This window comes from Polaromonas sp. LjRoot131 (genome assembly GCF_964252805.1).
Classification (GTDB): domain Bacteria; phylum Pseudomonadota; class Gammaproteobacteria; order Burkholderiales; family Burkholderiaceae_C; genus Polaromonas.
Genome location: NZ_CAXUPF020000003.1, coordinates 226854 through 239166 on the forward strand (window position 1 = coordinate 226854; position 12313 = coordinate 239166).

Consider the following 12313-nt stretch of genomic DNA (forward strand, 5'->3'; position numbering starts at 1 on the left):
GCGGGCCGCGGCGGGCGCTGAACTTTAGGGCCAGGCAGGCCCCTAACCGGGGCACAATTGCTTTGCCGTCTTCGTATCTCTTCTGGCCTCCTGGGCCTGCCGACCGTGATCCCACACACCCTTAAATCCGAAATCGCCGCCACGGCCGCCGCGCTGGTGGTCGAAGAAGGCCTGGAATACGGCCCCGCCAAGCGCCGCGCCGTCAAACAGATGGCGCTGCCGGCCCGCACCGAACTGCCCGGCAACGACGAGCTCGAAGACGCGGTGCGCGAATACATCGCGCTTTTCTGCGCCGACACCCAGCCGGCCGAGCTGGCCGCCTTGCGTGAGCTGGCCCTGGTCTGGATGGAGCGCCTGGCGCAGTTCCGGCCCTATCTGGGCGGCGCGGTCTGGCACGGTACGGCGACACGGCTGTCCGACATCTACATCCAGCTTTTCTGCGATGACCCCAAATCGGCTGAAATCGCGCTGATTGAGCACAATGTGGACTACGAACCGCGCACCGTGACAGGCTTCACCGGCGATAGCGTGGAAGCGCTCAGTCTGCGAAGTGTGTGCAAACCTTTGAACGAGACGGTGGGTGTGCACCTGATGGTTTACGACCATGACGACCTGCGCGGCGCCCTCAAGCCCGACGCCAAGGGCCGCACGCCACGGGGCGACCTCGCCGCCGTGCAAAAATTATTGATTTCCCAAGCCGGAGCTTCAGACACGTGAATCGCAGAAACATGCTTTATGGCAGCGCCGCCGCCATCGCCGGGATTGCCGGCGCCACCATGGCCTGGTGGAAATTCCAGCCGCACCAGGTGGACGCCAGCCCGGCTGGAACGGGTGTCGTGGGCATGGCGGGCGGCGCATCCGACGCCTTCTGGAGCTTGAACTTCGACACACCGGACGGCAAGAACCTGTCCATGAGCAGCTTCCGCGGCAAGCTCTTGCTGGTGAATTTCTGGGCCACCTGGTGCCCGCCCTGTGTCGAGGAATTGCCGCTATTGGATTATTTTTTCCAGGAAAACCGCGATAAAAACCTGCAAATAGTCGGTTTGGCCGTCGACCAGCCGAGTGCGGTGCGGACCTGGCTGCAAAGCAAGCCCCTGCATTTTCCGGTCGGCATGGCCGGCCTGGGCGGGACGGAACTCAGCAAATCGCTGGGCAACATCGCCGGCAGCCTGCCTTTCACGGCGGTGTTCAGCGCGTCGGGCGAACTGCTGCATCGCAAGATCGGCAAGGTCCTGCCTGAAGACCTGGCGCAGTGGGCCAAGCTCACCTAGCGGCCTGTTACGGCTTTCGCCGCGAAACCCTCGTTAACCTGCGGTAACAAGCTTCTAACAGCAATATCTGAGCGCCATCCAGGGAAACAAAGCCAGCCGCCAGACGGTTTGGAATGGCCTCCAGCTTGATGTACACTCTGCGCTTTCCCGGGGAAAGCCGCTTGGCCGCTCCCCGCAGTAATTAACTGATAAGCGCTTTAAAGCGTAAAAGCAGAAAGTAAGTGAAAAAAGAAGGAAGATCGGTGGCCGCGTCAAGTGCGCCCTGTTTCCGGCCTTTCAGTCAAAAGCTGCGCCGAGATCCCGCGCCAGCATCTACCGTCGTTGGAGAGAACCCATGGATTTAAGAAAACTCAAAACCCTGATCGACCTCGTCTCGGAGTCCAACGTCTCCGAACTCGAGATCACCGAAGCCGAAGGCAAGGTTCGTATCGTCAAGTCCAGCGGCGCCCCCGTCGTGATGCAGCAGCCGGTTGCCATGGTAGCAGCTCCCGCGGCGGCCCCGGCCGCCGGCGCGCCGGCCGCTCCCGCCGCCGAGGCGGCGCCCGCGGCCCCGGCCGGCCATGCCGTCAAGTCGCCCATGGTAGGCACCTTCTACCGCTCGGCCAGCCCCGGCGCCAAGCCTTTCGTCGAACTCGGCAGCGTGGTCAAGGAAGGCGAGACCATCTGCATCATCGAGGCGATGAAAATCCTCAACGAGATCGAAGCCGACAAGTCGGGCACGGTCACCAAGATCCTTTCGGAAAACGGCCAGGCTGTCGAATACGGCCAACCCCTCTTCATCATTGAATAAGCGGGGCTGAGCGCCTCCTTTTCAAACCAGGCTTACCGACGCATGTTCAAGAAAATACTGATCGCCAACCGCGGGGAGATCGCCTTGCGCATCCAGCGCGCCTGCCGCGAACTCGGCGTGAAGGCCGTGATGGTCTATTCCGAGGCCGACCGCGAGGCCAAATACATCAAGCTGGCGGACGAGTCGGTCTGCATAGGCCCGGCGCCGTCCAAAGACAGCTACCTCAACATGCCCGCCATCATCTCGGCGGCCGAGGTGACGGATGCCGAAGCCATCCACCCCGGCTACGGTTTCCTGAGCGAAAATGCCGACTTCGCCGAACGGGTGGAGAAAAGCGGCTTCAAGTTCATTGGCCCGAGCCCCGAATCCATCCGCATCATGGGCGACAAGGTTTCGGCCAAGCAGACCATGATCAAGGCCGGCGTGCCCTGCGTGCCCGGCTCCGAGGGCGCCTTGCCTGACGACCCGGTCGTCATCAAGCGCACCGCCAAGCAGGTCGGCTACCCCGTCATCATCAAGGCGGCCGGCGGCGGCGGCGGGCGCGGCATGCGCGTGGTGCACACCGAGGCGGCCCTGCTGCACGCGGTGCAGACCACCAAGGCCGAGGCCGGCGCGGCTTTCGGCAACCCCGAGGTCTACATGGAGAAATTCCTGCAGAACCCGCGGCACATCGAAATCCAGATCCTGGCCGACCAGCACAAGAACGCGGTCTGGCTGGGCGAGCGCGACTGCTCCATGCAGCGCCGCCACCAGAAAGTCATTGAAGAAGCGCCGGCGCCCGGCATTCCGCGCAAGCTGATCGAGCGCATCGGCGAGCGCTGCGTCGCGGCCGTCAAGAAGATAGGCTACCGAGGTGCGGGCACCTTCGAGTTCCTCTACGAAAACGGCGAGTTCTACTTCATCGAGATGAACACCCGCGTGCAGGTGGAGCATCCGGTCACCGAGTGGATCACCGGCGTGGACATCGTGCGCACCCAGATCATGGTGGCGGCCGGCGAAAAACTGCCTTTCGCCCAGCGCGACATCGAGCTCAAGGGCCATTCCATCGAATGCCGCATCAACGCGGAAGATCCCTACAAGTTCGTCCCCTCGCCGGGCCGCATCACGACTTGGCACACCCCCGGCGGGCCGGGCGTGCGCGTGGATTCGCACATTTACGCCAACTATTTTGTGCCCCCCAACTACGACTCCATGATCGGCAAGATCATCGTGCACGGCGACACGCGCGAGCAGGCCCTGGCCCGCATGAGCACGGCGCTGGCCGAAACCGTGGTCGAAGGCATCAACACCAACATCCCGCTGCACCGCGAGCTGATGGTGGATGCCAAGTTCATGGACGGCGGCACCAATATTCATTACCTCGAAGAGTGGTTGTCCAAGCGTGAAAGGTGAGCCCCCACGGTCGCTCACTTCGTGTAGCTCCCTGCCCCCCGAGGGGGCCGCTGCGCCTGCGGCCCGGCAAAGCCGGTTCCGCGGCCCCGGCTTGAACTGAAACCCGGCATCCAACTCTTCTACGATTAATGATGTTTGAACTGGTTCTGCTGGCCCCCGTCGACGAAGTCGAAACCCTCAGCGAGGCGCTGGACGCACTCGATGCGCTCAGCGTGTCGGTGGAAGACGCCGACGCCCAGACGCCGGCCGAGCAGGCACTGTTCGGCGAACCGGACATGCCGCCGCCCAAGGCGGGCTGGGAACGCTCCCGCATCGTTTCGCTGTTCAGCACCGAAGCGCTCGCCCGCGACGCGGCTCGGGTGCTGTCGGCCCAGGATTTTTTCGCGGGTTGCCGCGTGGTCGCCATCCAGCCCGTGCCTGAACAGGACTGGGTACGCCTGACGCAGTCGCAGTTCGAGCCGGTGGATATCACGCCTGAATTCTGGATCGTGCCGACCTGGCATGAACCGCCCGCCGAAGCCAAACAGGTGATTCGCCTGGATCCGGGCCTGGCCTTTGGCACGGGAACGCACCCGACCACACGCATGTGCTTGCGCTGGATCGCAGGCCGGGCCGGCCAGGACCTGGGGCGCGTCCTCGACTACGGCTGCGGATCGGGCATCCTGGCCATAGGCGCGGCGAAATTCGGCGCAAGCGACATCGACGCCGTCGACATTGACCCGGCCGCCGTCGAATCGACGTGCGCCAATGCCGAGGCTAACCATGTGGCGCTCAATGCCGGCTTGCCCGAAAAAGCCTCGGGCCCGTACCGCACCGTGCTGGCCAACATCCTGGCCACGCCGCTCAAGGTGCTGGCGCCCCTGCTGTGCGCGCACGTCGAAAAAGGCGGCCACCTGGTGCTCGCCGGCATCCTGGAGCGCCAGGCCGACGAGCTCAAGGAAGCCTACGCCCCTTATTGCCAGCTCACCGTGCATGACGCGCAAGAGGGTTGGATCCTGATGACCGCCCGGTTCTGAGCCGGCACCGGCCGTCGTGCATGGCGGTTTACCGGCCGTTGGCGGCAGGCGTCACCCCTACAATACAGCGCTAAATGAGCCTGATTACGCGCTGCCCCGCCTGCGGCACGATGTTCAAAGTCGTGACCGACCAACTCAAAGTCTCACAAGGCTGGGTGCGATGCGGGCATTGCGCCGAGGTGTTCGATGCGTCGGCCCATCTGCTGCCCCGCGACATGTCCTCGTTGACCGCTCCCGCGGCCGCGCTGCTCGACACGGTGGCCGATACGACGGCCGCGCCCCTTCCGGCGTTTGACGCGCCGACCCAGCCCCAAAGCCTGCCCGAGGCCGATCCACCGGTGCCGCCGTCCCGGCAGGAGTGGGCGCCGGCCCGCTCGTTTGCCGACAGGGCGCCGCTCAGGCCTTCCAGTACCGGCTGGGACGATGCCCAGGACAGCGCCGCCGACTTCGACCCCGTGCGCTGGAAGCAGGCGCAGCAGGAGCGCCAGCACGACCCGCTGGAGCTGCCCGCCGAATCACTGCCCGACGCGCCGCCGCCGCGCCAGTCCGTGGTGGTGCGCGAGGAGGCCATCGAGGACGATTCCAGCTTCGCCTATTCGGACGTGGATTCCGGCATGCCGGGGCGGCCGATGGAGCACGACGTGTCCTTTGTGCGGGACGCGCGGCGCAAGGCCTTCTGGCGAAAACCGCTGACGCGCTGGTCGCTGGCGCTGCTGTCCCTGCTGCTGTTGGCCACGCTGGTGGCGCAGTGGGCGGTCCAGCAAAGGAATACGCTGGCCGCGCTGGAGCCGCGGCTGTTGCCGGCGCTGCAGGCGCTGTGCGGCCCGCTGCACTGTGAAATCCGCCCGCCGCGCCACATCGAGGCGCTGGTGATCGACAGCTCCAGCTTCAACCGGATAGGCCCCGACGCCTACCGCCTGAGCTTCACGCTCAAGAACACCGGCGTGACGGTGCTGGAAATGCCCTCGCTGGAAGTGACCCTGACCGACACCCAGGACCAGGCCGTGGTGCGCCGCGTCCTGGCCCCGGCGCAGTTCGGCGCCAAGGCCGCGACGCTGGCGGCGCAGTCCGAACTGGCTGGCCTGGTCATCATGAAAGTCCCGGCGGACGCGGGGTCCGCGTCCTCCTCCTCTTCTTCTTCCGCGCCCACACCCCTGCGGGTGGCGGGCTACCGTGTCCTGGCTTTTTATCCCTGATTGAAACGAGAAAATCGATGTCCGCTGTTATCTGTGGTTCCCTGGCGTTCGACACCATCATGAGCTTCGAGGGGCGCTTTTCCGAGCAGATCCTGCCCGACCAGCTGCACATCCTCAATGTGTCCTTCCTGGTGCCGGCGCTGCGCCGCGAATTCGGCGGCTGCGCCGGCAACATCGCCTACAGCCTGCGGCAGCTGGGCGGCACGGCCCTGCCCATGGCCACGGTCGGCAGCGACGGCGCCGAGTATGTGGAGCGCATGACGGCCCTGGGCATCAGCACCGAGTTCGTGCGCCAGGTCGGCGACACCTACACCGCACAGGCCATGATCATGACCGACCGCGACAACAACCAGATCACGGCTTTTCACCCCGGCGCGATGATGCAGGCCCACGTGACGCGCATAGAGGCCCGCACCGACATCAAGCTGGGCATCATCTCGCCCGACGGGCGCGACGCCATGCTGCAGCACGCCGAGCAGTTCAAGGCGGCCGGCATCCCCTTTGTGTTCGACCCGGGCCAGGGCCTGCCCATGTTCGACGGCAAGGAACTCTCGCATTTCGTCGAACTGGCCACCTGGGTCACGGTCAACGACTACGAAGCCAAAATGCTTTGCGACCGCACCGGCCTGTCCTGCGCCGAATTGTCCCGGCGCGTGCAGGGCCTGGTGGTGACGCTGGGCGCTGAAGGCTGCGAAGTCTGGATTGACGGCGAAAAAACCCTGGTGCCGCCCGTGAAGGCCGAGGCCGTGGTGGACCCGACCGGCTGCGGCGACGCTTTTCGCGGGGCGCTGCTGTTCGGCCTGGAGCAGGGCTGGCCGCTGGCGCGCTGCGCCGCGCTGGGCAACCGGGTCGGCGCGCTCAAGATCGCGACGCGCGGCGGCCAGAACTACACGCTGACGGCCGCCCAGATCGCGGGCTGAAGCTCGTTGTCAGCCAGGCGGGCCGTCTTCGCCCGCTGCTTTCACCAAGACATCCCACGCGGCCCGGCCGGCCGCCGCGGCGCTGACGCGCAGCTGCTTGCGCCGGGAAGTCTCTCCGCGCGCCAGTGTGACCGCCTGTTGTGGAACGCCCAGGCTGCCTGCCAGCCATTTCACCAGCGCCTGGTTGGCCTTGCCGTCCACCGGAGGCGCCTGCAGCCGCAGGCGAAGTGCCTGCCGGCCGGTTTCACCGTGCAGGCCCGCAGCCTGGGTTCTGGCGGCATTCGGCACCACGTGGACGTCGACCAGCACGTCGCCGTTCTTTTCCATGCGCAGAAAAGCAAGCTCAGGCAGTGGCGCGGGTGAGGTCATGGCGGAGCGGGGCAGGCAATCAGGGAAGTGAGAGGGTGGGCTGGGCATGAAAAAAGCCCGACATCTTTCGATATCGGGCTCTAAGCAGAATTACCTTACTGCTTACGGCTTGCTGGCTGTCGGAAACGGCCAGGCCGCTTGCGGGTTCAGAGTCGTCTGAGCCGCAGGCGCAGCCGCGGCAGCGGGCGCCTTGGCAGCAGGTTTTTTCGCGGCTTTCTTCGCAGCGGGCTTTTTCGCTGCTTTCTTGGCGGCAGGCTTCTTCGCAGCGGCTTTCTTGGCCGCTGGTTTCTTCGCTACCTTCTTCGCGGCCTTCTTGGCTGCCGGCTTTTTCGCTGCAGCTTTCTTCGCTGCTGGCTTCTTGGCCGCTACCTTCTTGGCTGCTGGCTTTTTCGCTGGCGATTTTTTCGCAGCTGGCTTCTTAGCCGCTACTTTTTTCGCTGGAGCTTTTTTAGCCGGAGCTTTTTTCGCTGCTGCTTTTTTCGCAGGAGCCTTCTTAGCCGCTACTTTTTTCGCAGGGGCTTTCTTCGGAGCAGCTTTTTTAGCCGCAGTTTTTTTCGCAGTTGCCATAGTTTTCTCCTTGATCACGTTGCAAAGAGCACTTCACGGTTGGAGTACGTAAAGCGATTCACGGCGTTGGGCCCCGGATAAACCGGTCCCAGCGCCGCGAACACAGGAGCAAAGCCCAACGCGCACTCTGCGGTGCTGTCATTGGTCATTGCAATTCTTAAAATCATTGTTCGGGCGTTTTTCAATCAATCCCAGGAAAGGGCACCACCGGACTGGTACTCGATCACACGGGTTTCAAAGAAGTTGCGCTCTTTCTTCAGGTCGATCATTTCGCTCATCCACGGGAACGGATTCTCCTCGTTGGGGAAGAGAGTTTCAAGTCCGATCTGCGTGGCGCGGCGATTGGCAATGTAGCGGAGGTAGCCCTTGAACATGGAAGCGTTGAGGCCGAGCACGCCGCGCGGCATGGTGTCTTCGGCGTAGCGGTACTCCAGTTCGACGGCTTTCATGAACAAGGCCTTGATCTCGGCCTTGAATTCTGCGGTCCAGAGATGGGGGTTCTCGAGCTTGAGCTGGTTGATCAGGTCGATGCCGAAATTGCAGTGCATGGACTCGTCGCGGAGGATGTACTGGTACTGCTCGGCGGCGCCGGTCATCTTGTTTTGGCGGCCCAGGGCAAGAATCTGCGTGAAGCCGACGTAGAAGAACAGACCTTCCATCAGGCAAGCGAAGACGATCAGCGACTTGAGCAGGGTCTGGTCGGCTTCGGGCGTGCCGGTCTTGAAGTGCGGGTTGGAGATGACTTCAATGAAAGGGATCAGGAACTGGTCCTTGTCCTTGATGGACTGGACTTCGTTATAGGCATTGAAGATCTCGGCTTCGTCCAGGCCCAGCGACTCGGTGATGTACTGGTAGGCATGGGTGTGGATGGCTTCCTCGAAAGCCTGGCGCAGCAGGAACTGGCGGCACTCGGGCGCCGTGATGTGGCGGTAGGTGCCCAGCACGATGTTGTTGGCGGCCAGCGAATCGGCGGTCACGAAGAAACCCAGGTTGCGCTTGACCAGGCGGCGTTCGTCCTCGGTCAGGCCGTTCGGGTCTTTCCAGAGGGCGATGTCGCGCGTCATGTTCACTTCCTGCGGCATCCAGTGGTTGGCGCAGGTGGCGAGGTATTTTTCCCAGGCCCATTTGTATTTGAACGGCACCAGCTGGTTGACGTCGGTCTGGCCGTTGATGATGCGTTTGTCGGAAGCTTTGACGCGCTGTGCCTTGGCGGGTTCGACAGAGACCGGCGCCGAAGGGGCTGCAGCTTGCGCAGGAGTGAACGCGCCGTCGTTGAGCATGCGCACTTGCGCCTGGGGTTGCTCGGCGGTGTTCAAAGAAAGAGGCGGAAGTTCCATCGAGCGGCCTTCAGGCGAGCCGCTGTTCTGAGATGTTTGCAACGATGGTTTGACTTCTTCGTCCCAGGTCAACATAGAGGTTTCCAATACTGTGGGATTATGAAAGCAGCGATACAAAATGAAAAGTGTTCATTCACATCGCTACAAAATTGTGTTGCTCATATACATCGAATCACGCAACCGGGTGGCTGCATGATCCGGTGTTTTATTGGCAGGCCTCGCATCCCGGATCATCGATCGCGCAGAACTTGATGTCGGTGGCGGGCGTTGCATTCATCTGCGCCTGCGCCGCGGCGGCGGCCGCTTCGAGCGCGCTCATGCCGCCGCCGGCGGGTGCGGAGCCGGACGACACGGAGTTCATCTTGCCCGCGGTCACGGTCGACTTCTCGGCGTGCGTCGCGCTCTGCGTGCGCAGGTAGTAGGTGGTCTTGAGGCCGCGCAGCCAGGCCAGCTTGTAGGTATCGTCGAGCTTCTTGCCCGAAGCGCCCGCCATATAGATATTGAGCGATTGCGCCTGGTCTATCCATTTCTGGCGGCGCGCCGCCGCTTCGACGATCCAGGAGGTCTCGATTTCAAACGCCGTGGCGTACAGCGACTTGACGTCCTGCGGCACGCGGTCGATGGGGCGCAGCGAACCGTCAAAGTGCTTGAGGTCCACCACCATCACGTCGTCCCACAGGTTCAGGCGCTTGAGGTCGCGCACCAGGTAGTGGTTGATGACCGTGAATTCGCCGGACAGGTTGGATTTGACCGAGAGGTTGCCGAAGCAGGGCTCGATGCAGGCATCCACGCCGATGATGTTGGAGATGGTGGCGGTCGGGGCAATGGCGACGCAGTTGGAGTTGCGCATGCCGTCCTGGGCGATCTTCTTGCGCAGGGCTTCCCAGTCCAGCGTGGCGGAGCGGTCGACTTCGACGTAGCCGCCGCGCTGCTCGGCCAGCATGTCCAGCGTGTCCAGCGGCAGGATGCCCTTGTCCCAGAGCGAGCCCTTGTAGCTGGCGTATTTGCCGCGCTCTTTGGCCAGTTCGGTGGAGGCCCAGTAGGCGTGGTAGCAGACGGCTTCCATGGACTTGTCGGCGAACTCGACGGCTTCCTGGGAAGCGTAAGGCACGCGCAGCTCGTACAGGCAGTCCTGGAAGCCCATGATGCCCAGGCCCACGGGGCGGTGGCGCATGTTGGAATCGCGGGCCTTCTTGACGGCGTAGTAATTGATGTCGATCACGTTGTCCAGCATGCGCATGGCCGTGGTGATGGTCTTCTTGAGCTTCTCGTGGTCGACCGCGCCGTCCTTCAGGTGCTGGACGAGGTTGACCGAGCCCAGGTTGCAGACGGCGGTTTCGGTGTCGCTGGTGTTGAGCGTGATCTCGGTGCACAGGTTGGAGGAGTGCACGACGCCGGTGTGCTGCTGCGGCGAGCGCACGTTGCAGGCGTCCTTGAAGGTGATCCAGGGGTGGCCGGTCTCAAACAGCATCGAGAGCATCTTGCGCCACATGTCGGTGGCCTGCAGCTTGCGGGACGGCTTGATCTCGCCGCGCTCGGCTTTGGCTTCGTAGGCGACATAGATCTTTTCGAAGTCCTTGCCGAACTTGTCGTGCAGGTCGGGCGTGTCGGACGGCGAGAACAGGGTCCAACTGCCCTTTTCCATCACGCGGCGCATGAAGAGGTCGGGAATCCAGTTGGCGGTGTTCATGTCGTGCGTGCGGCGGCGGTCGTCGCCGGTGTTCTTGCGCAGTTCCAGGAACTCTTCGATGTCCAGGTGCCAGGTTTCCAGGTAGGCGCAGACGGCGCCCTTGCGCTTGCCGCCCTGGTTGACGGCAACGGCGGTGTCGTTGACGACTTTCAGGAAAGGCACGACGCCTTGTGATTCGCCGTTGGTGCCCTTGATGTGGGCGCCCAGGGCGCGCACGGGCGTCCAGTCGTTGCCCAGGCCGCCGGCAAATTTGGACAGCAGGGCGTTTTCCTTGATGGCGTCGTAGATGCCGCCCAGGTCGTCGGCGACCGTGGTCAGGTAGCAGGACGACAGCTGCGAGCGCAGGGTACCGGCGTTGAACAGGGTGGGCGTGCTCGACATGAAGTCGAAGGACGAAAGAATCTCGTAAAACTCGATGGCGCGCTCTTCGCGGTTGATCTCGTTGAGCGACAGGCCCATGGCCACGCGCATGAAGAAAGCCTGGGGCAGTTCGATGCGCTGCTTGCGCACGTGCAGGAAGTAGCGGTCAAACAGGGTCTGCAGGCCGAGGTAGTCGAATTTCAGGTCGCGCTCGGGCTTGAGCGCGGCGCCCAGGCGGGCCAGGTCGAACTGCTGCAGTTTTTCGTCGAGCAGTTCGTTCTGCACGCCCTTGGCGATGAATTGCGGGAAGTATTCGGCATAGCGGATGGCCATGTCTTCCTGGTTGACTTCCTCGCCCAGCACTTCCCGGCGGATGGTGTGCATCAGCAGGCGTGCGGTGGCATAGGTGTAGTCGGGGTCTTTTTCAATCAGGGTGCGTGCCGCCAGAATGGACGCCTTGTAGACCTCGTCGATGGGAACGCCGTCGTAGAGGTTGCGCATGGTTTCGGCAACGATGGGGTCGGGCTTGACGTCGGCGCCGAGGTTGGCGCAGGAGGCCTCGATCAGCGCTTGCAGGTTGCGGATGTCCAGGGCGACGCGGTTGCCGCGGTCGGTCACGTGGATCAGCGGGGCTGCGGTCGTCTGGGTTTGCGGCTGGCGCGCGCGCTCCTGCGTGCGCTTTTCGCGGTACAGCACGTAGGCACGGGCAATCTCGTGGTGGCCGCCGCGCATCAGGCCGAGCTCGACCTGGTCCTGCACGTCTTCTATATGAAAGGTGCCGCCGCCTGGGCGTGAGCGCATCAGGGCGCGGATGACCGCCTGGGTCAGGCCGTCGACCGTTTCGCGCACGCTGGCCGAGGCAGCGCCCTGCGTGCCGTGAACAGCCAGGAAGGCCTTCATCATGGCCACGGCGATCTTGTTGGGTTCAAACGGCACGACGCCGCCGTTGCGGCGGATGATCTGGTAATGGGCCAGGGGGCTGGGCTGGGTGTTGGTATTGCTGGCTGCCGGATTGCCGGCGGCAACGCTGGACGTTGCGGGCACTGCGTGCTGTGCTGTTTGCATGACTTCCTCTTGCTTTGTTTTATGACTGGCTTGATGTGCTGTTGCGGGCAATCCGTTTTGGCGGAAGGTGTTCAAAAGCATGAACCAAATTCCTCGCCGCCGGGGCCCGAATTACATCAAACTGAATTAGGGCTTAGACACTATACCTAGGGTATGGGGGGAATACAAGCCACTACAGGTAGTGTATCGCCCTCTGAATGCACCGTTACGTTTTGTGGCTTTTTCAGCCCCGTTTTGGACAGCTGTGCAGCGCTCTCAATTTCATGCCGCTTATCTTCGGCAAAGCCTGATTCCATCAGGCTTGCGCAGCCCCGGCAACGCTGTGGCGCGCCTTGTCGCA

At 63.2% G+C, this 12313-nt stretch carries 12 protein-coding genes; 7 read left to right on the forward strand and 5 right to left on the reverse strand.

Annotated features, from left to right (window positions below; all coding sequences use genetic code 11):
- Positions 1–105 precede the first annotated feature (105 nt).
- The 7 genes from ACSQ27_RS15730 to ACSQ27_RS15760 all read left to right on the forward strand — a co-directional run bounded on the left by ACSQ27_RS15730 (position 106) and on the right by ACSQ27_RS15760 (position 6585).
- Positions 106–717, forward strand: a complete 612-nt coding sequence (locus ACSQ27_RS15730) for a hypothetical protein (RefSeq protein ID WP_436156442.1) — start codon at positions 106–108, stop codon at positions 715–717.
- Entirely contained in the window at positions 714–1271 is a 558-nt protein-coding gene (locus ACSQ27_RS15735) for a TlpA disulfide reductase family protein (RefSeq protein WP_436156443.1), read from the forward strand. The genes ACSQ27_RS15730 and ACSQ27_RS15735 overlap by 4 nt, the downstream gene beginning before the upstream one ends.
- Positions 1272–1605: 334 nt before the next feature.
- Positions 1606–2061: an acetyl-CoA carboxylase biotin carboxyl carrier protein gene (gene accB, locus ACSQ27_RS15740; RefSeq protein WP_436156444.1), complete on the forward strand. Its 456-nt coding sequence runs from the start codon at positions 1606–1608 to the stop codon at positions 2059–2061.
- Between the two features lie 42 nt (positions 2062–2103).
- A complete protein-coding gene (gene accC / locus ACSQ27_RS15745) occupies positions 2104–3453 on the forward strand; it encodes an acetyl-CoA carboxylase biotin carboxylase subunit (RefSeq protein ID WP_411877990.1) in 1350 nt (449 codons plus the stop codon).
- A 131-nt stretch (positions 3454–3584) separates the two neighbouring features.
- The gene (gene prmA / locus ACSQ27_RS15750) at positions 3585–4469 is read left to right on the forward strand and encodes a 50S ribosomal protein L11 methyltransferase (protein WP_436156445.1); all 885 of its coding nucleotides are present in this window, start codon (positions 3585–3587) and stop codon (positions 4467–4469) included.
- Positions 4470–4543: 74 nt separating this feature from the next.
- Positions 4544–5665, forward strand: a complete 1122-nt coding sequence (locus tag ACSQ27_RS15755; protein ID WP_436156446.1) for a DUF3426 domain-containing protein — start codon at positions 4544–4546, stop codon at positions 5663–5665.
- Between the two features lie 17 nt (positions 5666–5682).
- Positions 5683–6585, forward strand: a complete 903-nt coding sequence (locus ACSQ27_RS15760; RefSeq protein WP_436156447.1) for a carbohydrate kinase family protein — start codon at positions 5683–5685, stop codon at positions 6583–6585.
- Positions 6586–6594: 9 nt separating this feature from the next.
- On the opposite strand, the gene ACSQ27_RS15765 is transcribed toward ACSQ27_RS15760, so the two are convergent.
- From ACSQ27_RS15765 to ACSQ27_RS15785, 5 genes are all read right to left on the reverse strand, one after another.
- The gene (locus ACSQ27_RS15765) at positions 6595–6954 is read right to left on the reverse strand and encodes a DUF167 domain-containing protein (protein ID WP_436156448.1); all 360 of its coding nucleotides are present in this window, start codon (positions 6952–6954) and stop codon (positions 6595–6597) included.
- A gap of 102 nt (positions 6955–7056) precedes the next feature.
- On the reverse strand, positions 7057–7521 hold the full coding sequence (locus ACSQ27_RS15770) for a histone H1-like DNA-binding protein (protein WP_436156449.1): 465 nt from the start codon (positions 7519–7521) through the stop codon (positions 7057–7059).
- Positions 7522–7535: 14 nt separating this feature from the next.
- Positions 7536–7670 carry a hypothetical protein gene (locus ACSQ27_RS15775; protein ID WP_436156450.1) on the reverse strand — a complete coding sequence of 45 codons (135 nt, stop codon included), beginning with the start codon at positions 7668–7670 and terminating at the stop codon, positions 7536–7538.
- Positions 7671–7706: 36 nt separating this feature from the next.
- Positions 7707–8933 carry a ribonucleotide-diphosphate reductase subunit beta gene (locus tag ACSQ27_RS15780; RefSeq protein ID WP_436156451.1) on the reverse strand — a complete coding sequence of 409 codons (1227 nt, stop codon included), beginning with the start codon at positions 8931–8933 and terminating at the stop codon, positions 7707–7709.
- A 130-nt stretch (positions 8934–9063) separates the two neighbouring features.
- Entirely contained in the window at positions 9064–11973 is a 2910-nt protein-coding gene (locus ACSQ27_RS15785; RefSeq protein ID WP_436156452.1) for a ribonucleoside-diphosphate reductase subunit alpha, read from the reverse strand.
- Positions 11974–12313 lie beyond the last annotated feature (340 nt).

Bases quoted from the DNA above. Each gene is read 5' to 3' on its own strand.
- accB (WP_436156444.1), top strand. From the start codon at position 1,606: ATGGATTTAAGAAAACTCAAAACCCTGATCGACCTCGTCTCGGAGTCC.
- ACSQ27_RS15770 (WP_436156449.1), bottom strand. From the start codon at position 7,521: ATGGCAACTGCGAAAAAAACTGCGGCTAAAAAAGCTGCTCCGAAGAAA.
- ACSQ27_RS15755 (WP_436156446.1), top strand. From the start codon at position 4,544: ATGAGCCTGATTACGCGCTGCCCCGCCTGCGGCACGATGTTCAAAGTC.
- ACSQ27_RS15780 (WP_436156451.1), bottom strand. From the start codon at position 8,933: ATGTTGACCTGGGACGAAGAAGTCAAACCATCGTTGCAAACATCTCAG.
- ACSQ27_RS15775 (WP_436156450.1), bottom strand. From the start codon at position 7,670: ATGACCAATGACAGCACCGCAGAGTGCGCGTTGGGCTTTGCTCCTGTG.
- ACSQ27_RS15785 (WP_436156452.1), bottom strand. From the start codon at position 11,973: ATGCAAACAGCACAGCACGCAGTGCCCGCAACGTCCAGCGTTGCCGCC.
- accC (WP_411877990.1), top strand. From the start codon at position 2,104: ATGTTCAAGAAAATACTGATCGCCAACCGCGGGGAGATCGCCTTGCGC.
- ACSQ27_RS15760 (WP_436156447.1), top strand. From the start codon at position 5,683: ATGTCCGCTGTTATCTGTGGTTCCCTGGCGTTCGACACCATCATGAGC.
- prmA (WP_436156445.1), top strand. From the start codon at position 3,585: ATGTTTGAACTGGTTCTGCTGGCCCCCGTCGACGAAGTCGAAACCCTC.
- ACSQ27_RS15765 (WP_436156448.1), bottom strand. From the start codon at position 6,954: ATGACCTCACCCGCGCCACTGCCTGAGCTTGCTTTTCTGCGCATGGAA.